The 20,877-nt window shown below is 39.5% G+C and carries 15 protein-coding genes; 6 read left to right on the forward strand and 9 right to left on the reverse strand.

Annotation, left to right across the window (positions count from 1 at the left end):
* Nucleotides 1–395: 395 nt before the first annotated feature.
* On the reverse strand, nt 396–1,970 hold the full coding sequence (locus ACQKKK_RS03795) for a peptide chain release factor 3 (protein ID WP_427614213.1): 1,575 nt from the start codon (nt 1,968–1,970) through the stop codon (nt 396–398).
* 911 nt (nt 1,971–2,881) lie between these two features.
* Here ACQKKK_RS03795 and ACQKKK_RS03800 point away from each other — a divergent pair.
* Nucleotides 2,882–3,085 carry a cold-shock protein gene (locus tag ACQKKK_RS03800; protein ID WP_061462203.1) on the forward strand — a complete coding sequence of 68 codons (204 nt, stop codon included), beginning with the start codon at nt 2,882–2,884 and terminating at the stop codon, nt 3,083–3,085.
* Between the two features lie 129 nt (nt 3,086–3,214).
* On the opposite strand, the gene ACQKKK_RS03805 is transcribed toward ACQKKK_RS03800, so the two are convergent.
* Genes ACQKKK_RS03805 through ACQKKK_RS03815 form a run of 3 tightly spaced genes read right to left on the reverse strand, consistent with a single transcriptional unit; the run spans nt 3,215 to nt 6,433 of the window.
* Entirely contained in the window at nt 3,215–5,176 is a 1,962-nt protein-coding gene (locus ACQKKK_RS03805) for a DUF6449 domain-containing protein (RefSeq protein ID WP_427614214.1), read from the reverse strand.
* Nucleotides 5,151–6,050, reverse strand: coding sequence for an ABC transporter ATP-binding protein (locus tag ACQKKK_RS03810; RefSeq protein WP_427614216.1), 900 nt, complete (start codon nt 6,048–6,050; stop codon nt 5,151–5,153). The genes ACQKKK_RS03805 and ACQKKK_RS03810 overlap by 26 nt, the downstream gene beginning before the upstream one ends.
* Nucleotides 6,047–6,433, reverse strand: coding sequence for a GntR family transcriptional regulator (locus tag ACQKKK_RS03815; protein ID WP_427614217.1), 387 nt, complete (start codon nt 6,431–6,433; stop codon nt 6,047–6,049). The genes ACQKKK_RS03810 and ACQKKK_RS03815 overlap by 4 nt, the downstream gene beginning before the upstream one ends.
* Before the next feature lie 188 nt (nt 6,434–6,621).
* Between ACQKKK_RS03815 and ACQKKK_RS03820 the strand changes: the two genes are divergently transcribed.
* Entirely contained in the window at nt 6,622–7,038 is a 417-nt protein-coding gene (locus tag ACQKKK_RS03820; protein WP_427614218.1) for an organic hydroperoxide resistance protein, read from the forward strand.
* 40 nt (nt 7,039–7,078) lie between these two features.
* On the opposite strand, the gene ACQKKK_RS03825 is transcribed toward ACQKKK_RS03820, so the two are convergent.
* Nucleotides 7,079–8,395: an MFS transporter gene (locus ACQKKK_RS03825; RefSeq protein ID WP_427614220.1), complete on the reverse strand. Its 1,317-nt coding sequence runs from the start codon at nt 8,393–8,395 to the stop codon at nt 7,079–7,081.
* 218 nt (nt 8,396–8,613) lie between these two features.
* Here ACQKKK_RS03825 and ACQKKK_RS03830 point away from each other — a divergent pair, with 218 nt between their 5' ends.
* From ACQKKK_RS03830 to yidC, 3 genes are all read left to right on the forward strand, one after another.
* Nucleotides 8,614–9,435 carry a glycerophosphodiester phosphodiesterase gene (locus tag ACQKKK_RS03830; RefSeq protein WP_427614221.1) on the forward strand — a complete coding sequence of 274 codons (822 nt, stop codon included), beginning with the start codon at nt 8,614–8,616 and terminating at the stop codon, nt 9,433–9,435.
* A 643-nt stretch (nt 9,436–10,078) separates the two neighbouring features.
* Nucleotides 10,079–10,366: a hypothetical protein gene (locus ACQKKK_RS03835; protein WP_427614223.1), complete on the forward strand. Its 288-nt coding sequence runs from the start codon at nt 10,079–10,081 to the stop codon at nt 10,364–10,366.
* Between the two features lie 27 nt (nt 10,367–10,393).
* On the forward strand, nt 10,394–11,179 hold the full coding sequence (yidC, locus tag ACQKKK_RS03840) for a membrane protein insertase YidC (protein ID WP_427614225.1): 786 nt from the start codon (nt 10,394–10,396) through the stop codon (nt 11,177–11,179).
* A gap of 445 nt (nt 11,180–11,624) precedes the next feature.
* Here the strand turns inward: yidC and ACQKKK_RS03845 are convergent, their stop codons facing one another.
* Together ACQKKK_RS03845 and ACQKKK_RS03850 are read right to left on the reverse strand one after the other, a co-directional pair.
* A complete protein-coding gene (locus tag ACQKKK_RS03845) occupies nt 11,625–11,870 on the reverse strand; it encodes a hypothetical protein (RefSeq protein ID WP_427614226.1) in 246 nt (81 codons plus the stop codon).
* 479 nt (nt 11,871–12,349) lie between these two features.
* Nucleotides 12,350–12,514: a hypothetical protein gene (locus ACQKKK_RS03850; RefSeq protein WP_427614228.1), complete on the reverse strand. Its 165-nt coding sequence runs from the start codon at nt 12,512–12,514 to the stop codon at nt 12,350–12,352.
* 361 nt (nt 12,515–12,875) lie between these two features.
* Between ACQKKK_RS03850 and ACQKKK_RS03855 the strand changes: the two genes are divergently transcribed.
* Complete coding sequence (locus tag ACQKKK_RS03855; protein WP_427614230.1) at nt 12,876–17,201, forward strand: S8 family serine peptidase; 4,326 nt, start codon at nt 12,876–12,878, stop codon at nt 17,199–17,201.
* A gap of 140 nt (nt 17,202–17,341) precedes the next feature.
* Here the strand turns inward: ACQKKK_RS03855 and cphA are convergent, their stop codons facing one another.
* Entirely contained in the window at nt 17,342–19,963 is a 2,622-nt protein-coding gene (gene cphA / locus ACQKKK_RS03860; protein ID WP_427614232.1) for a cyanophycin synthetase, read from the reverse strand.
* A complete protein-coding gene (locus ACQKKK_RS03865) occupies nt 19,960–20,772 on the reverse strand; it encodes a cyanophycinase (protein WP_427614233.1) in 813 nt (270 codons plus the stop codon). Before ACQKKK_RS03865 ends, cphA begins: the two co-directional genes overlap by 4 nt.
* Between the last annotated feature and the right edge of the window lie 105 nt (nt 20,773–20,877).

Raw genomic sequence — 20,877 nt, forward strand, 5'->3', positions numbered from 1 at the left:
GCTTTTAAGCACTAAAGTACTAGCTAAATATAAAGGAGTTTCGGGAGATTGTCAAAGGAATATTTTAGTAGAATTTATTTTTACAGTGATATTCTTTGCTCTTATAAAACGCGACCTCCACCAAGCTCCTTCCATTGATATATGTTTAAGTCATTCCATCATAATGACTTTTATGTGATTCGATAATTATTTGAGCTAATTCCTTGGCTGTCTGATTGATCTTTACTAAATAATGAAACAGTTTTTTCTCATAGTGGTCAATCAGGACTATGTAGCCTTTGGCAGCGCTTCTTCTTCTATTAACCGGAAGAATTTTTCTTCATCTTCTTGGATTGCGTCTTCGGCAGTAAAATTAGCCATAAAAAAACAGCCCGTGTATAACACGGGCCTCTCCATTATTTCAAATCCATTGGATTATATAATTCCACGTCAGGATTTTTATCTTGGAACCAACGAAGTGCAAATTCGTTTTCAAATAAAAATGCATATTTATCAAACCGGTCTTTAACAAGAATGCTTCTTGTGCTATGAAGATTTTCATCAAGCTTTTCATCTTCAGCCCAACGTGTGATCTTACTGCCCATGCGCTCCATCACGACTTCAACATTGTACTCATTCCTCATTCGATGCTCGAATACTTCAAATTGAAGTTGCCCAACCGCACCAAGCAGGTATTCTTCCATCCGAACCGTTTTGAAGAGCTGAATTGCCCCTTCTTGTACAAGTTGGTTAATACCTTTATGGAAATGTTTCTGTTTCATGACGTTTTTAGCTGTTACCCTCATGAATAGTTCCGGTGTAAACTGCGGTAGCCTTTCATACTGGAACATGTCTTTGCTTGTTGTAATCGTATCGCCGATTTGGTAGTTCCCGGTATCATATAAACCGATGATATCCCCGCTTACGGCTTCGTTTACGGTGTTCCGATCATCTGCCATGAATTGAGTAGAGGAAGAAAGGTTGATTGGTTTCCCCGTCCTGCTCAAGTTGACACTCATTCCACGCTCGAATTTACCGGAGCAGATACGAAGGAAAGCGATCCGATCACGGTGTTTCGGGTTCATATTCGCTTGGATCTTGAAAATGAAGCCAGAAAAATCATTACTGACAGGATCCATTTCACCTGACGTTGTCATCCGTGCTTGTGGGGCTGGTGCAAATTTCAGATAAGCATCCAAAAACGTCTGAACACCGAATGTCGTTAAAGCACTTCCGAAAAATACGGGACTAAGTTTTCCATTCGCAATGTTTTCTTCAGAGAATTGGTTACCCGCTTCCGTCAACAGCATGATTTCTTCCAAAGTTTGCTCATATAACTGGGAATCCTTAAGTTTATGATCCACTTCGAGTTCACCTTCGTCATTCAACGGAAGGAAACGCTCTTCCCCTTCAGTTTTGAACTGTTCAATCCGATTATTGAACCTGTCGTAAATGCCCACGAAGTCTTTTCCCATACCAATCGGCCAGTTCATTGGATATGTTTCTATACCCAATACCTCTTCAAGTTCGGCAAGCAATTCGAGCGGCATTTTACCTTGTCGGTCCATTTTATTGATAAAAGTGAAAATCGGGATACCCCTCATCCGGCATACTTTGAATAATTTAACCGTCTGATCCTCGATCCCTTTTGCCGAATCGATGATCATCACGGCGCTATCAACAGCCATCAGTGTACGATATGTGTCTTCACTGAAGTCTTGGTGACCTGGTGTATCGAGAATATTAACACGGAAATCATCATAATCAAATTGCATGACCGAGGATGTAACGGAAATTCCCCGTTGCTTCTCTATCTCCATCCAGTCACTTGTAGCATATTTTCCTGTTTTTCTTGCTTTAACTGTTCCGGCATCACGAATAGCGCCACCAAACAGCAATAATTTTTCTGTCAAAGTCGTTTTCCCGGCATCCGGGTGAGAGATGATTGCGAAGGTCCTTCGAGATTGGACCTCGTCTTTTAATGTAGTCATAAAATGTTCCTTTCATTATTGGAGTTATCAATAAAAAATATATAGGGGATTTATCGTAATTTTTACATTGGAATGTCAACCTTTCTTTGTATGCAAAGATCCTGATCATACACAATATATGTAAGAAGCAATATATCATAAGGCTTAAGCCTTGGCTACTCGGCATTCATTTCAATCAACCTTACTATTTTAACACGATATGAAGGAAAGATGTAGAGGTGAATGGAACACTATAAAAGGATTTATTCATATAGCAAAACAAAAGACGCTTAATCAGCGCCCTTACTCGAATCCTTATGATAATCGTTCATTTTTTCATTGTTTTTCCAACTTACCTTGCTGTTTTCATCGCTTTTTGATTCCGTTTATGTTTCCATCGTTTCTTTACTTCTTTGAATATGATGGGAGCAGCAAATATGAGGGCCCTTTTTAATAATTTCTTCATTTTCCATCAGTCCTTTCTTTCTTATCCTATACCCGATTATTTTCGTGAAAAACTTTAATGCCAAATTGTTTCTCTACTTTCAACATAAGGGAATCAAGACTTTTACTCTTGGCCATGGAAACCTTCGTCAACTTTCAATCCAGGAAAATACCTAGCATCAATACTGTTATACTTCCCCTTATAAAACCTCCCTAATAGTATTTTCCCCAATTCACAATGTATAAATTACTTCCATTTGTTTTATCCTTTATACAGGTGGGTATATATAAAAAAACTGGAAATGACCCCAGAGGTTAAAAATGGTATAAGGTTAATATTTCCTGTTGGTCATTCACATATTACCAAGCATCTTCGTATGATAATTTTAACTTGAGTGAGGGTGCTTGATAATGTGTGAAATTGATTTTTCCATCTAGGTAAAATCATCACCATTAATATTTTTTAATTTTTTAGGAGGATTCATCGAATGACAGTAACAGGTAAAGTAAAATGGTTCAATAGTGACAAAGGATTTGGATTTATCGAGGTCCCAAACGAAGATGATGTATTCGTACATTTTTCCGCCATTCAGGGAGAGGGATTCAAGAGCCTTGATGAAGGTCAAGAGGTTGAATTCGAGATCGAAGAAGGAAACCGCGGACCACAGGCTAAAAACGTCGTAAAACTTTAAAGTATAGAAACACAAAAATAAGTCTTATGCATTGCAAAAGGATGCCGCCCGTAGTAGGGCGGCATCCTTTTATATTTTATTCCTTTCATCCACAGTGTACAGGCGGCATATCTTTGTTCACCTTGCCACTCATTCGTTAAAATGATCTAAAATGAAGCCGGGAACATGTTCGCCAGAAAAACTCTTGATATCCACATCTCTGCTATCTTTATAATAAAAGGCAGCTGAATACTCTCCGCCCCAATCGATTTGGGCATTATCAATGGCCGTTTCGATTTCCGGAGACGTGTTAATTTTCATGCGATTCGGCTTTTGTTCAATCTGTTGTACAAGTTCACTTTCAGAATTCGAATTATAAATTTTCGGATCCGTCTTTGCAACCAGAATATAAGAGATATCATCAGCCATTAACCGCGCTTCTTCCGCGTGTCCGGAATTTTCCATCCATTTTGAAAACTGAGTATAAGAAGAGTCCCAATTCATATAAATGATTTTGTTATTATTCAAAAGAATGTCAATGGAGGCATAATCACCAAATGAAGTTGTCATTTGGGCGAACGACTGATTATTCAGGTCTTCCGACAAAGCCTGCACGGCTTCTTCCATTTGTTGACTATCCGTAATCGTTACTGATTTTTCGACTTGTCCGCTCGCCGTTATCTTGATTTTAGAAACGTCTTCAGCGGAAACATTCAATAACTCATTAACCGTTTTTTTATATTCACTCGACTCATATATTTTCGCCAATAGCGGCATGTATAAGTCATAGTTTTGCAAATGATACTCCCTTGCTAACCGTTTTCCATTCTTGAGTTCATACATCAGAAATACAGATTTTCCATCATCCAATTCACCAATGGAAACTTTTTTTCCCTTTTCGATAATTTGCTGATGCAATAACCTGATCGCTTCTTTATTTTCCTTCTCTTTAAGATAAGTGGGTGCATTATCCAACGTGTCATCATCAAAAAATAAAGGAGCATCGCCAATATATATTTGGTTAATCATCTTTTCATCAGGAATCTTGGACATATACTGAATGGGGTCTATTTTTAAAATGAGCGCCAGAACAATAATAAACACTGTAAATGCTGTATAACCTTTCAGGTTGAGCCGTATTCGCCAAGTCTTTTGCAGGACGATTTCCCCTAAATAATATCCAAGTAAAGAACCGATGATATATCCGAAGAAAATCCAGCCAGGTTTACCCGTCGTTCCGCTAAAATAAAGCCCTGTCAACAGCATCATGCATAGAGTCAGTCCAAATTTAAATAATGGTTTTATCTTAGGGAAAACAAATGCCTGCGATACATGCTCCAGCTTTCTCCTCTCATATAGAAAAAGAGAACTAAACAAAAAAAGAAAGGTCAATATACTGTAGATTAATATATCAGCTGAGAAAAAAGTGATTTTTTCCATCTCCGTTGCAGCTAATAAGGGTGAAATGGCATTCATATTGGCACTAAGATAATAATCTGCAGAAAATCCTGCTATCAAAAACTTCACATTGGCTGCAAACAATACAAACAATCCCACCGGCAAAGCTAGAAAAATATAGGTCAGCAAGCCTTGCAAGGCTGATAATCCCGTCACCATTCCCATTAAAACGGCAACAGAAAAGATCAAAGCTTCCAAAATAAATGTAATTCCCATCCAGGACCAAATATCCGTCATGGTATAAAGCCTTTCTATGTCTATTGCAGAGTGGAATAATATCAATATTGACCCTGTAAGTATAATAGGCAAAACTATGAAGCCCATTCCCGTCCCAATCATATGAAAATAGATGTTTCGTCTAGTAATCGGTAAACTATGAATAAAATCTGAAGCTTGTTTCATCTGCAAAAATCGAAAAAGGAAGATGGCAAGTAATACTGGAATAGCGATGACCAAGACATATTGAATCATCTGCTTACTGGAAAAAAGGTTTTCGAATACTACATATTCATTATTCTCATTCAAAATAATCGTTAACATTTCTAGAGGCAGTACAAATATTAAGCCGACGAAGTAGAGGAAACCAATCCAGCCAGTGCTTCTGAAAATATAGATAATCAATTCTTTATTAAACCAGGTTATTCTGGATGACATAACCTATATCCCCCATTTCATAAATGAATATCTCCTCTAGAGTTAGGGGGAGAATATCGAATATTTCTGGCTGAAATTGATTAAAGTGCGATTTAATCACGGATTCTTTACCTTTAACAATGCAAACGATCACGCTGCCGCGTCTTTCCTTGTTAAGAATTTGAACTCCACGGTATAAACCATGGGGGATTTTATGTTTAAAGGCAATTTGGACTTTATGTACATCCGCTTTTAAGTCGTCCAAATCCTTTTGGATAACAAGCTCTCCCTTATGCAATATCCCTACATGGTCAGCTAAATCTTCAATTTCCCGGAGATTATGAGACGATATTAATACCGTCATTTCCCTTTCCGAGACATCCTGAATCAACAACTGTCTAACAATTTTACGCATGACCGGATCTAGCCCATCAAGCGGTTCATCTAGGATGAGAACTTCCGGCATCGTCGAGAGTGCGAGCCAAAAAGCAACCTGTCTCTGCATCCCCTTTGATAGTTTATGTATTTTATATTGGAAAGGCATTGAGAAAACTTCCTGCAATTGGTAAAAACGTTCTTGATTCCAATCACTATAAATATGGCTATAAAAACCGGCCATTTGCATGATCGTATAGTTAGCCAGGAAATATGGCGTATCAGGGAGGAAGAAACAACGATTTTTCACTTCACGGTTTTCAAACACAAATGATCGATCAATAAAGATTTCACCGGAATCCTGTATCAGATTGCCTGAAAGCATTTTTAATAGAGTCGTTTTCCCCGCCCCATTTGAACCTAATAACCCGAATATGGAGCCTTTTTGTATGTCCAAGGTGACGTTCTTGATTGCTTCTTTTCCTTCATATAATTTACTCACCTGTTTTATTTCAATCATGAATCTCCCCCCTTTGCCAATGGACTGATTTCTTTTACTAATCTATAAATTTCATGTTTATTAATCCCGATATATAGAGCCTCAGCGAGAACCTTTGCAAGCTCGTTTCTGATCTTTTCTTCATTTAATGAATTTTTCAAAGATTTAGGAGGTGCTACGAAATTCCCTTTGCCTGGTAAAGTATAAATATACCCGTCGGATTCAAGCTGCTTGTATGCTTTTTGGATTGTATTTGGATTGATGGTCAATTCGTGGGCCAATATTCGAATGGATGGGAGCTGATTATGTTCCTGTAAAACTTCATTGATCATTAGTTCCTTAAACTTATCCATCAATTGCTCATATATCGGCTTTCTGCTTTGTACATCCAATTCAAACATCATCAACCCTCCTTGAACATTGGGTGTATTACACTTCCTAATACAGTTCATTATAAAACAAATTCTTCCAATTTAAAACCGATTAATAACCAAATTTCAAACAATGCACTCTATAAACCCTCTTTATTTTGTTTAATAAGGCTTACAGGCGGGAACTAATGATAGTAAGAATATACAAAGGAGTGTTTTCATTGAAACCATTATATACAGCTACAGTTACCGTACACGGAGGTCGTGAAGGACATGTTAAGTCAGAGGACGGAATTCTGGATTTCGATGTGAGGTCACCTAAGGAATTGGGTGGTTCCGGTGAGAGAGCTACAAACCCTGAACAGTTATTTGCAGCCGGTTATGCTGCGTGTTTTGACAGTGCCTTGAATCTTGTTCTGCAAAAAGAAAAGCAAAAAGTCGATACTTCCGTGACGGCAAATGTCACGATCGGTAAAGATGAGGAAGACGGTGGCTTTAAATTGGCTGTAAAGTTGGATGTTTCAATTCCTGACTTAAGCAGAGAAGAAGCCGAAGACTTTGTCAAAAAAGCCCACATGACCTGCCCCTATTCAAAAGCAACTCGTGGAAACATTGATGTCACCTTGATTTTGGTATAAAGATTATGAAGGGAATGGGCTTTGCTCCATTCCCTTTTCCTTATTTCACTTCTTCCAACCCCTTCATTTTCATAAGAAAGGCCAGACCAATTACCGCCATGATAATCAGTGACCCTAATGCCATCCGGCTCGCCAATGTACCGAGGTCATGGAAAACCAACGTAATCGTTCCATATAAAAGCGGACCGATTATTGAAGAGACTTTTCCAGAGAATGCAAATAGTCCAAAAAATTGTCCCCTCTTCTCATCCGGGGTCAATTCAATGATATATGTCCGTGATGTCACCCACATCGACCCCAGCGAAATGCCGAACATACTTCCTGCAACCCAAAACCAAAGAGCGTTTTGTGCAAAGACCGCAATAAATAAAGCGACCAAGAGCAGAATTCCCACATATGTCACAGCTATCCGCGATCCCTTCGACTGAGTGATGTATCCAAACAGAAACGATCCGGCAATACTTGATACTGTCGATACCAAGTAAAGCAAAATGAATCCGCTTGAAGAAAATCCGACAACCGTCTTGGCATATACGGCCATCATGCCAATAGTGGTCGCAATTGCATCGTTTAAAAAGAAATAAGCAATCATGAATGTAAAAACCGATCGATAGGATTGCATCTCTTTGAATGTTGATTTAATTTCCTTATAACCGGATAAAAAAGGTTGTTTGGCTTTTTGCTGTTTTGGGGTCTCTTTTAAAAAAAAGAATAAAGGAAGCGAAAAAACCAGAAATAAAATGGCCGTAGGCATAAAGGCTTCATGTGAACTCCCTTTACTTATAAATGGATAGATCGACAGTCCCACTAACGTTCCAAGGTAGCCTACCGCCACTCCAAAGCCTGATATAAGCGGCAATTGCTGTTTCGTACCTAAATCGCTCATCATCGTATCATAGAAAACAAGACTTGAATGATAGAAAAACTTAGCGATTACAAATAAAAGAATGACGATCACTAAGGAAATTGGGATGCCAAGAAACTTCCCATCGATTGAAATCCCTCCGAAAATCCCCATTAAAAATGTACTTGTAACAGAAATGAGTGTGAAAATCATAATGTATTTTTTCATTTTTCCCGTTCTATCGATCATGACCCCGAACAGCGGGGAAAACAAAACAAGAAACAAACTGGCAATCGCATTTGCGTAGGAGATGAAGGTACTGGCAATCTGATCTAGGACAGCATTTTCCCCTATCTGTTCCTGGAGGAAGAATGGAAAGAAAATCGTATTGATATTAGAAGAAAAAATCGTATTGGCAAAATCGTATAAGGCCCATGAGATAATGGGCAGGGAAAAATATAAACCAAAATTCCCCTTCCACTTTTTAGACTTCGGTTTCACCTGCAATTCCATCAGCTTTCCCCCTTTATTAATACTTAAATTATAAGTATTCCATACCTTTCCAATAAATCCTCTTAAGTCTGGAATGTGTAAAACATGTTTTTCTCCTATCTAACATATAAAATTATGAAATGGGGCTGTCAAATTGCAAATTTCTTTTATTTTATTTAAGTTAGGGTAAAAGATAACGAAGATTTTTATAATTAATGTGTCTAAAAGGAGTGTGAAAGGTGATTGCATTTTTACTTATTATCTTGGTTACCATACTTGTCTTGTTCGTTCTCTACTCTAAAAGAACAAAGAGTGAATTCCCTGAGAATTTCATTATGCAGCATCCCTCCCTTAAGATAGGACATCGCGGTGCATCTGGATATTGCCCCGAGAATACAATGGCATCTTTTAATAAAGCAATTGAATTGGGAGCTGATTTCCTGGAAGTGGATATTCATCTTAGTAAAGATGGGGTAATTGTGGTTCATCATGATCCCACACTGAATCGAACCACAAGCGGCAAAGGAAACCTCCGTGATTACACGGCGGCCGAATTAAAGGAATTAGATGCAGGGAGCTGGTATCATACTCGTTATAAAAACGAAAGGATTCCCTTACTTAGTGAGGTATTGGAGAATTTCGGGTCTGAAGTTGGAATCTTAATCGAAATAAAACATCCATCTTCTTATCCCGGCATTGAAAAGAAACTTGCTGAAGAATTAGGAAGGTTCCAAGAATATTCATCAGGGAATAATAGGGTTATGGTTCATTCGTTCGATTTGGAATCCATGAAAAGGTTTCATCAGCTAATGCCGGAAATACAAGTGGGCGTTTTGATAAAACGGCGAATTAATGACCAAAAATTAAAAGAGATTGCAGAGTTTGCATCATTTTTGAATCCAAAGCAAACGATTATGAGTCCTAAGCTGCAAATGCGCATCCAGGAGCACGGGATGAAAGTGTATACATGGACCGTCAACAATAAAAAACAAATACGCATGTTCAAAAAGATGAAGTTAGATGGTATCATCTCCGATTTTCCTGATTATTTTTTGGATTGAAACTTTGAATGAATTAAAAAATGAAAAAACAATCCCTAATGCGATTGTTTCAGTTTGTAGACAAAAGGGGTTCGGAATTAAAACATTCCGAACCCCTTAAATATTTCACCGGGAAATTGTGGAATTAATAAATGCGAAGCAATAAGAGGCGGGCCACCTCCGTGCGAAGGACCAGGGCGAGTCCTTTCATCCATTTCCTGATTTTCAGATTGTAAGGCGCTGCCGAGAAATCATTATCAAGGTTTAGGAGATGTGCTTGCATTTTATATAAATTATTTTCGGTACCGTTATGTTGGTCGAATGAATCGTATGGTTTTATACTTTTTCACCTCTAATTGAACATCCTTTTATCCATATGTAGACGAATGTCCATTTGTGCAATCTTCGCTCAAATTACATTCACGATCTGAATTCTACAAGAGGTTCAACGTCAAATTAATATTCCAGAAAATATTCCCTGTGTATTTTTTGAAAAAAACCCTATATTTTTTAGCTTTCTTGCACTAAAATTTGATATAGTGTTCTTAATGATTTAAACTCAGTAAATCAAGATAGTTATTCTAGGCCCCTAAATCTTCATGCTAAATTAATTGGAGGCCAGCAGAACTAAATTTTTTTATCTTAGAAAAAACGAGGGATTCCTATGTGGGAATTATTATTAGAATTCGATTATCAGACCGTTCGCCATGCGGTATGGGCAGGTTACTTATTGACCTTTGTCTTTCCACTGGCTGCGTTTTACTTCTTAAATAAAAAGCAATCGCTTTTGAACGATAAATATCAAGCTTCCATTCATTCAGATAAAAGTAAATCCCCTGTTCAAGCATGCAGCATTTTTGACTGGCGGGGTGCACAGCGCTTTTTCACATTTATCCGGCAAAAGGATTCACCCGATGATTCCGATGAGCCAAGCCTCCTTATTGTTGTTTAACCACTAACAATTCGAGGAGGAATTATTTTGAAGAAGAAAAGCATGTTTCTAATTACCGTCCTATTTCTAGCTACAACCCTTTTGACAGGATGCTCTGCAGCAACCAGCGGCCCATTTCATACAGCATTGGTTAACCCCATGACAAAAATGCTTGAATTTAATGCTGATATATTTAATGGTAACTATGGTTTAAGTATCATTATGATGACATTTCTCATCCGTCTTGTCTTGCTTCCACTGACTGCCAAGCAATATAAAACACAGCTCAGCATGAAAACGAAGATGAATGGGCTGAAACCGGAAATGACAGCAATCCAGCAGAAAATTAAAGAAACAAAAGATCCAGCAAAACAAAAGGCCCTGCAACAGGAAATGATGCAGCTATACCAAAAACACGGAGTCAACCCTCTAAATATGGGATGTCTGCCGCTTTTAATCCAAATGCCGATTCTAATGGGCTTTTATTATGCGATTCAAGGTTCCCATGAAATTGCGACCCATAATTTCCTTTGGTTCAGCCTTGGCCAGCCGAATATTGCCATGGCGGTTATCGCTGGTGTCATCTATTATTTCCAATCAGTCATTTCTATGAGACAAATGCCGGAAGAACAGCAGAAACAAATGAAGCTGATGAGCCTGCTCTCACCAGTGATGATTTTATTCATTTCTTTCTCTGCTCCTGCAGCATTGCCACTGTATTGGTCAATCGGAGGCTTATTCATGATTGTTCAGTCCATCGTGCTACAACGAGTTTATAAAAAGGATCATACCAAGGTGCCTACTAATAATGAAACGGTTATGAAAAAAAGCTAATCCATTTGGATTAGCTTTTTTTTCATTCAGGCACTTTCAATTCACTGAAATTTCTCGAGGTAAAGCTTTAAGGTAAACTCGACCACCGTACCGTGGTTGTTGATGGGAGTTTCTTTTTCTTGAAGGACAAGTCATAGTCCCCCAAAAAAGACCTACTCACAATGTCTTGTTTGAACTTTGTTATATACTTAATGGCAATGTTACAATTAGATAATCATTCAAGACGCGTCTTAAAGATGAGTTTATGTGCCTTTTTCTGTCCCTCCGCATACGCATCCGTACTAAATAGCGAAGAGAACAATAGTACCGCTAAACACGAGAATAGTTACCTTCAACTTTCATTCCTTACAGCCCAATCAACTGTATTTTATGCTCTATCTTGATAAGCATAAAGCAGCAGTAACATAACATTAAACCATTAAATATTACCAAACATTATAAATATTTACATCTCATTGTCTTTATCGACTCGTTTTTCTACAACGCCCCAAGAAAAATAGATCAATAGGGTGGTTGCTAAAATTACGAAACCAGCTTGTGAAATATACATAAAATCCCACTCTTTAACTTCCTTCTCTTCCTCACCAAAATATTGAACTACATAGTTCGAATTTTGATAGTCCATGAAAATGGAACAAATAATTCCTCCTATTATTACTCCACCTAATAATGATAATAAGAACTTTTTCAATTGTGTTTCCTCCTGCCCTTTATCAAACATGAATTGAGGATGAGATTTCTATCCCAAAAATTCCTTTACAATTTTCTCGACCACTTCCTTAACTCACCCCCAGAGGATAGATAAAAACCTATGTTTTTCCCATATAATATAGAGTTCTCACAAAATGGTTTTAATACCTTCAAGGATAGGATTAGATATTAGATATGTAGCCCCTTTTCTTGTGCATGGTCCAGCGTGAGCCACGTCCCACTTGAACATTACCCGTTCCACACACTTATGATTGCTTCAGCTTGATCAACCATGTATTTGTCTCTGATATTCATACAACCATACCATGGTCACCTCATCTGCAAGCTCAAGTAACTGGCGATAACTTTAACTCTTTGCGGCTTCGACCATCGTCCATCTCGGTTCTTACACGGTACGGCGATTTCAAGGGTGACTGAGTCTGCGAACATCTCTCGGACCTCGAGTACCGCTTCTTCAGCTCAGGTATCTACACCCAAGGCGCCACCTGAAATGAAATGTACTTTTCTATGTTTCTGAACAGTTGCAAGCACCTTTTCGAATAGCCACTTTTTAATCTTCATATTGCCTCGGTCTTTCTTATCGAGCCCATACGGACGATGACCTGTAAGCGTAACGATACTCATTGAAATTGCCTCTCCGGTAATTAGATAATTGAAACTTTATTACCATTTTTATTCTTGAAATAAAAAAGAGTCCTTTCGACACTCGTAGAATAGCATGTTTTTTTTATATTCGATCCGTTTTCTTTACAAACCAGGAGGTATTTTTCCTTATATTGCCACCCATTCACTTCCTACAATATGTTCATTTTCACGAAATAGCATTTTTATCCCAAAATATGACATTTTTTTCATATGTTTATTGGTTATTATTAAAGAATCAACATTGTTCTACATACTGACCATCTATTAAGAATGGAGGTGCATTGTACCTGTAGACTGGTCGAAGTTTTTGTTCTTTGAAAATAGAATAGGGGGAAAAAACTTGCGTAAAAAAAGAAGAACGAAGTGGTTAGCATTGGTATTCGCTATCATGCTTATTGGATCACTGATAATTCCAACAAACTCCATCGCTGCATCTTCAAACAAGCTCCATACCTCAGCTAAAGATGAATTATCGGGAAAGAATCAAAAGAAAGTTGCCTCTAAAGTACTTAAACAGTTTGAAAAAAAAGAAAAGGTAACCTTTCTCGTTAAATTCAAAGAACAAGTAGACACCAAGGACGTATCCTCAAAAGCTGCAAAAACAGCAAAATCACAAAAATTATCTGCAAATAATTCAAAGTTACTTAAACGATCAAGTGTAGTCTCTGAGCTTCGTGCTACTGCTCTTGAAACACAAGTCAATATTAAGAACTACTTAAAAAAGCAAGAAAAAGCCGGTAATGCAAAGGATTTTCAATCTTTTTATATTGTTAATGCGATTGCCGTGACAGCCACAAAGGATGTTATGGAGCAAATCGCAGTTTTCCCGGAAGTAGAAAAAATCATGCCAAATGAAACAAGACAGCTTATTACGCCGGCAAGCAAGACCGCTTCGAAAGCCCTTAAAAGCTCAAGCGCAAGTAAAACGAAAGCAGAAACATCTTCCGTTGAGTGGAATATCGAAAAAATCGGGGCTCCTGCTGTATGGAATATGGGCATTGATGGAGCAGGAACCGTCATTGCTTCAATTGATACAGGTGTCCAATGGAACCACCCAGCATTAAAAACCAAGTACCGCGGGTATAATCCTGCCAATCCAGATGTTCCAAACAATGAATACAACTGGTTTGATGCTGTAAGCGGACAAGCTTCACCATATGATGATTTAGATCATGGAACTCACACAATTGGTACAATGGTAGGCGCTGAACCAAATGGCGCAAATCAAATCGGAGTTGCTCCAGGCGCTAAATTCATATCAGTTAAGGCATTTTCTGAAAATGGAGGTTCAGATATTGATTTATTAGAAGCAGGTGAATGGGTAATTGCCCCAAAAGATACGGCTGGTAACCCTCATCCTGAAAAAGCACCAGATGTTGTCAATAACTCTTGGGGAGGCGGAGCTGGTCTCGACGAGTGGTACCGTCCAATGGTACAAGCTTGGAAAGCTGCTGAGATCTTCCCGGAATTTTCTGCAGGAAACACTACATTATCAAACCCTGGCGGTGCTGGTTCAGTAGCGAATCCAGCGAACTATCCAGAGGCATTTGCCACTGGAGCAACCGACCTTAACAACAAAGTCGGAAGTTTCTCTTTACGGGGGCCATCTCCATACGGAGAAATTAAACCGGATATTTCTGCACCTGGCGTCAACATTCGTTCTGCTGTTCCTGGCGGTGCATATGAAGGCGGCTGGAATGGAACATCAATGGCAGGCCCTCACATTTCAGCAGTTGCTGCTCTATTAAGACAAGCAAATGCTAGCTTAACAGTTGACCAACTTGAGGAAATCTTACTTACAACTGCTACTCCTTTGACAGACAGTAATTATCCAGAAACTCCTAATCATGCATATGGCTATGGCCTTGTAAATGCATTTGATGCAGTTTCCTCCGTTGTAAGCGGACTTGGGAAAATTGAAGGTAAAGTAACCAAGTCTGGAGATGACTCTGAAGCAGCTGTCATTTCTCATCAAGCACCAGAAAATTCGTATAAAAAAATGAATCTAAAGCTTCAGGCTGAAGTGTCTGATAATGTAAGTGTCACTGCCGTTAAACTTAGCTACCAAAAAGCCGACGGAAGTTGGGCTGAAATCAAAGCAGAGAGAACGAACGGTGATTATAAATCAGGAACATATGAAGCTACGATTCCAGGTTCTGAGCTGACTAAAGATACAGTCGCTTATAAATGGATCGCAACGGACTTCGGAGCCTCTGTAACAACTACTGATGCTTATTCCATTGAACTATTGCCCGGAATCAGTGTAGGCTATACAGAGGATTTTGAAGAGAATCCAATTGGATGGACCTCTTACGGCACGAACAATAACTGGGAATGGGGCGTTCCGACAAGTGGACCTGGATCTGCAGCATCCGGTCAGAAGGTCTATGCTACAAATCTTGCAGGAAACTATGCTAATAGTGCCAATATGAGCCTATCTATGCCTCCAGTAGATGTTCCAGAAGGCACAAGCTATTTACAATTTAAACATTGGCACGAACTTGAAAAAAATTATGATTTCGGTCATGTATTTATCTCCAGAGACGGAACCAATTGGGTACAAGCAGCCCGTTTTAACGATAAGTCAAGTAGTTGGGTCGATGGTGAAGTAAACCTAAGCCAATATGCTGGAGAACGAATCTATATTGCCTTTAATGTAACATCTGATGGTTCAGTCCAAAAACCTGGCTGGTATATTGATGATGTTAAATTGGCTGATACTTCCCTTCAGCCGACTGCAAAAGCTAAAACAGGATTAGGCGTTAACAAGTCTGACTCTTCCGTTTCAGCTAAGCCGAAAGTTGATCCTGATAAAATTAAGCCTATTGCAGAAAAAGTGAAAAAAGAACCTGAAAAAGATCAGCCTGCTCCAGTACTTCTTCCATTACAGGCTCAGGTCAGTGTTTTAGAAACAGGAAGATCTGTGTATACAAACCCACAAGATGGTTCTTACCAACTAACACATGCATCAGGTTCATACACATTGCAAGCAGAAACTTACGGGTATCGGTCGCAAACAGCAAGGGTCAACGTAGAACAAGATGACATATCAACTGCGAACTTTACACTTCAAGAAATTCCTAAAGGTACAATCAACGGTACAATCACCAACAAAATTACTGGTGAACCAGTTTCTGGTGCTACAGTATACTTTCTTGAGGATGCTGCTATTAAACCAGTTACTACAAATTCGGACGGTGAATACTCTCTAACTGCTTATGAAGGAAAATACACTTTGAAAGTCACTGCTCCTTCATATTACGGCAATGAAGCATCCGTAACGATTTCAGACGGTAATAGCTCCACGAAAGATATTGAACTGAAACCGTTCATCGGGTACCCAGATGAAATTAAGTATGACGACGGAACAGCAGAAAACGCGCGTGCCTATAATGCGGCAGGCAACAGCTGGGCAGTAAAAATGTCGCTAGCTTCTGGAAATAAAACGGCAAATGTAACCGGCGCTCTCTTACGCTTCTGGGATACAACATGGCCTGTTCCAGGCGGGACTGAATTCCAAGTTTCTGTATATGATGCTTCGGGATCAGACGGATCGCCAGGTAAAAAAATCGCAGGTCCTTTCAATAAAACTGCGCTGCGTGACGGTCAATGGACACATGTTGATCTAAGCGAACATGGAATCATGGTTGACGGTGATTTCTTTATTGTTTATACCCAAACAAAGGCAAATCCAAATGCTCCAGGATTAGGTACAGATGAAAATGGACCAAATGCTGGACGCAGCTGGCAGGGTGTCGGTGGTGCATGGTCGCAATCACCAACTGAGGAAGGAAACTACATGATTCGTGCCACTGTCAATTACGAAGTGAAAGAACCTGTGATTACCTCTCCTAAAGAAGGTGCCTATACGAATCAAAAAGAAATAACGGTTGAAGGTACATCCGCACCTACAACAAAGGTAGATATTTTTAACAAAGATGAGAAAGTAGCAAGTACTGATTCAACTGAAACAGGGACCTTCACTGTTCCAGTCAAATTAAACAATGGTGAAAATACTTTGACAGCAAAAGCTAGGACTAGTCAAGGTTCGACTGAGGCCTCTCCATCTGTAAAAGTGATATTGGATACGGCTAAACCGGAACTGGCGATTACTTCACCTGCTGATGGCAGCAAAGTAAATCGTGAAACAGTTACTGTTACGGGTACAGTTTCGGATGAAAATCTTGATTCGGTTAAAGTAAACGGAAAGAAAGCTGATGTGAAAAATAACACCTTCTCTTATCGACTTCTACTGGATAAAGGAATCAATAAAATTAATGTAGTTGCTCAAGATAAGGCAGGCAATAAAATCACAAAAACAGTCTCCATCGATGTAAAATATACAGCTCCGGATATTTCCAACCTAGTACCCAATCAAGATAAAATCTTAAAAAGCGGTGAATCGGTCAAAATTGAGTTCGACAGTGAACCTGGCTTGGCAGCAAATTTCTCCATTTTGATGCCTTTGACAAATGCTGGAGGCGTTGCGAACGCAACTGAATTACCAATGAAAGAAACATCTTCTGGACATTATGTCGGCTACTATACTGCCACAACGAATGTAAAGGCACCTGGTGCTGCTGTGGAAGTTAAAGCCACAGATAGCTATGGAAATGTTACAACACAAAGAGCAGCAGGCCTGCTTTGGATTAACGCTAACAAGTAAAGGACAAAAGCATGCTTCCCTTCCATGAAAATGGGAAGCATGGCTTTCCAATGTTAAAGTGGTACTGAAACTTAGCTTTTGAAACCATTTTGATTCAGATTATTAGAAAGTGCATTTCGCCCTGCGAAATGCACTTTCTTTTATTTCTTGGGCAACGGATTTGTTGCAACTTTTTCGAAAAACCGCTCTACATATTCAAAATCCGTGTAGAAGAACAATAATAGATCACCTGGTTGTGATGTTTCCCAAGCTTCTACGAATGCGTCCAATTCATTAAGCACAATATATGCCTGATCTTTATCTAACCCTGCTTCTACCGCGGCTTCCTTAAGCAGCCCTGCTACTTCGAGAGGCTCCCTTCCCCGCAAATCATCGTCTTCTTTAATGATGAACAGATCAGAATTCATTGCCGCCACCTTGGATAGTCTGATGAGCTCTTCATCAATACGGTCCCCCGGTCCTGCCAAAACAGTGATAAGTCGATTTTTGTTATAGGCACTGACCGTTTCGAATATGGCCTTTAATCCTGCTTCATTATGGGCATAGTCGATGATGATCGTTCGCTCATTCAACTTTTTTAAATTGAAACGTCCTTTGGACAAATTCGTATCAGGCATAAACGTGACAGCCTTCCTTCTTAGTTCTTCCATGGAAATACCTTGAGTTTGGGCTGCGGCTAACGCCTGAAGTAAATTGGCGATATTATGACGTGCATTGCCGGAAATCGTTATTGGAATCATGGAGCAATCCATAAATTGATGAATGACACCATCTGATGAATGGCAGATCATACCTTGTTCATTGACGAACCAAACTTTACATCCTCCCTTAATCGCGGCCTTCACCTGAGGCTGGGTGGCATCTGTAGAAGTATAAATCACTTCCCCATCTGTAAAAGCTTCCATGGCAGCTACATTCGGATCATCTGCATTCAGCACACAATAGCCTGTTTTTTGAACGATTTCGGCTACCAGCCTCTTTAATTTTATGAGGTCATCCAATGTTTCAATTCCATCACGGCCGAGGTGATCCTCACTCACATTGGTAATGATGCCAACATCACACTGACGAAATGCCAGACCTTCACGCAGAATCCCCCCCCGTGCCGTTTCTAATACAGCTACATCAACTTCTGGATGGGCCAATACCATTCTTGCACTGACCGGGCCACTGCAGTCACCTTGATCCAATACCTTATCGCCGATATATACTCCATCGGAATTCGTCATTCCTACCTTCGTATTTTCATTTGAGAGAAAATAATGAACCAATCGGGTCGTTGTCGTTTTTCCATTTGTTCCGGTCACCGCGATGATCGGTATGGCCGCCTCTTCCCGTGCCGGAAATAAATAATCGATAATGGCTTTGCCTACATCCCTTTTTTTTCCTTCACTCGGATAGTGATGCATTCGAATTCCCGGTGCAGCGTTCACCTCGATTATCGCAGTCCGTGAATGTTCGATTGATTTTGAGATATCCTCACAGATCAAGTCTATTCCGGCTATATCCAAACCGATTGCTTTCGCGGCAGCACGCGCCATATTCTTAATGGTTGGATGGACCTGGTCCGTTACATCTATTGCCTTTCCACCAGTCGAAAGATTTGCATTGCCGACAACTTGAACCACTTCTCCTTGATTCGGAATTGTATCCAGTGTCCGGTTCGATTTTTCCAAATAACACGTCACGGTATGTGTAAGAGGGATTTTTGACATCGGTTTTTCATGACCTTCTCCCCGCAATGCATTACGATTTTCCTTTTCTATCAACTTGCGTATCGTTTCCTTACCATTTCCAATAACATAGGGAGGAAGCCTTAAACTAGCGGCTATAAGTTCTCCATTTACTATCAATAACCTGTAATCATGCCCTTCAATATGTCGTTCGACAATGTACTTCTCCACATGCGACTCCAAACAATTGACTACATTGAATAGTTCATCCTTATTTTTAATATGGGTGATGACACCCTCTCCCTGTCTACCGTTATACGGTTTTATAACCAGTGGAAAACCCAGCTTGTCCGCTGTGGTAAAGATTTCTTCAATGGAATGGGCAATATCCCCTTCAGGTACAGAAAGGCCACACCCTTTTAATATAGATTTCGTCAATGATTTATCACAAGAATTCTCCACGGCAATATTCGAAGTCTGGCTAGAAATTGTCGCCTGGACATACTTTTGCCTTGAACCGGTTCCTATTCGTAGTAAACTTTCATTACCCATCCGCTCGACAGGGATATCTTTTGCCTGTGCAGCCTTAAAAATGGCTTCTGTACTAGGCCCCAGTTTATTTTTATAATATAGCTGCTCTATTTGTTTTACATAAAATTGTACATTTATAAGGTTTTCACCATTCAGGATGGCTTCCACGATATCTTTTGCTGCTAAAAAAGCTTGAAGACCTGATTGAGGCTCCTGATAGTCGAAAGTTACATAATAATGACCCTTCTTTTCCATCATTACCGTTTTTCCCCGAATGGCTTCAATTCCAGCCAAGTTTTGAAGCTCAATGGTCATATGCTCTAAAATATGTCCCATCCATGTACCTTTTCTCAGCCTTTCAGCAAAACCGCCTCGATACCCTTTTGAACATGTATGGCTTCCCAGGTTCGGGAGCGTCTTCAATAATTTTTCATTGAATCCAGGAATCGAATCCGATGGTTTCTCTTCCAGTTCCCCTATATCCAATTCAATGCAAATCGTTGGTGTATAAGCAAAATAATTAGGTCCTTTTAAATAACGGACACGATTGATAATCATGGTTGGATCCCCTTTTTCATCAACAATTTCCTGGTAAGCAGGTCAAAACGGTATCCCCTGGTAAGTGCATGAAGATTAAATCCCGAAAGAGTCAACTCTTCACTGCCATTATCAGAAGATGTGATATTAATATAATCACTGTTGCTGCCATCAAGAACTAATACTTGATGTTGGCCAAATACTTCAAAATGTCCTTCCTTAACTAAAATAGCTGTATTTTCATCAATCCCAATACCCATAATTTCTTTATTCCCTGCTATCGCACTTAACAGACGGTCAAAGCGGCCACGCTGGGAAAAATGTTGGTCAATTATCAGGCCGTCAAGGAAGCCGAACCCTATCCCAATCTCTACCTTTAACTTATTATCATTCAGCATCGTATCTGCAGCAACGATCATATGCTTACCTAAAATGGAAGCTCCAGCACTTGTCCCTGCTATCACCATTCCTTTATGCCAGGCATTAGAAAGGGCATGGTGGAATTTGGACTTTCCAATCCGCTCAGATAACCGGCTTTGGTTTCCTCCAGTAATGAAGATGGCGGAAAAGGATATCAGCTGTTTACAAATCGCCGGATCGTCTGCATCCAGCCTTGAATCAAGCTTGATCACTTCCACCCTGTCCACGCCTAAATCCCTGAAAATCTTGATATACTCTGTACTAACTTCTTCAGGAATTTCACTCGCTGTTGGCAATATTCCTATTCCGCCATCTGAACGGATTGCAAGCTCGACAAATTTATTTAATACTTCACCTTCAAGGCACTTATCCTCTGCCCCGCCAATGATAAGTAATTCACCACAATTCATTCCTCATACTCACCTTTACAAATGGATTAAGATCATGAAGTTGCTCTATACAGAACACATAATGACTAGTATGGCAACTTGTCTTAGTCTTCATTCATAAAAATG

Origin of the sequence: Peribacillus sp. NPDC006672 (assembly GCF_050274955.1) — a bacterium.
Lineage (GTDB): Bacteria > Bacillota > Bacilli > Bacillales > DSM-1321 > Peribacillus.

What these genes read in the sequence shown, in the direction of transcription:
- ACQKKK_RS03795 (WP_427614213.1), bottom strand. Translation starts at nt 1,970, where the DNA reads ATGACTACATTAAAAGACGAGGTCCAATCTCGAAGGACCTTCGCAATC.
- ACQKKK_RS03800 (WP_061462203.1), top strand. Translation starts at nt 2,882, where the DNA reads ATGACAGTAACAGGTAAAGTAAAATGGTTCAATAGTGACAAAGGATTT.
- ACQKKK_RS03805 (WP_427614214.1), bottom strand. Translation starts at nt 5,176, where the DNA reads ATGTCATCCAGAATAACCTGGTTTAATAAAGAATTGATTATCTATATT.
- ACQKKK_RS03810 (WP_427614216.1), bottom strand. Translation starts at nt 6,050, where the DNA reads ATGATTGAAATAAAACAGGTGAGTAAATTATATGAAGGAAAAGAAGCA.
- ACQKKK_RS03815 (WP_427614217.1), bottom strand. Translation starts at nt 6,433, where the DNA reads ATGATGTTTGAATTGGATGTACAAAGCAGAAAGCCGATATATGAGCAA.
- ACQKKK_RS03825 (WP_427614220.1), bottom strand. Translation starts at nt 8,395, where the DNA reads ATGGAATTGCAGGTGAAACCGAAGTCTAAAAAGTGGAAGGGGAATTTT.
- ACQKKK_RS03835 (WP_427614223.1), top strand. Translation starts at nt 10,079, where the DNA reads ATGTGGGAATTATTATTAGAATTCGATTATCAGACCGTTCGCCATGCG.
- ACQKKK_RS03850 (WP_427614228.1), bottom strand. Translation starts at nt 12,514, where the DNA reads ATGAGTATCGTTACGCTTACAGGTCATCGTCCGTATGGGCTCGATAAG.
- cphA (WP_427614232.1), bottom strand. Translation starts at nt 19,963, where the DNA reads ATGATTATCAATCGTGTCCGTTATTTAAAAGGACCTAATTATTTTGCT.
- ACQKKK_RS03865 (WP_427614233.1), bottom strand. Translation starts at nt 20,772, where the DNA reads ATGAATTGTGGTGAATTACTTATCATTGGCGGGGCAGAGGATAAGTGC.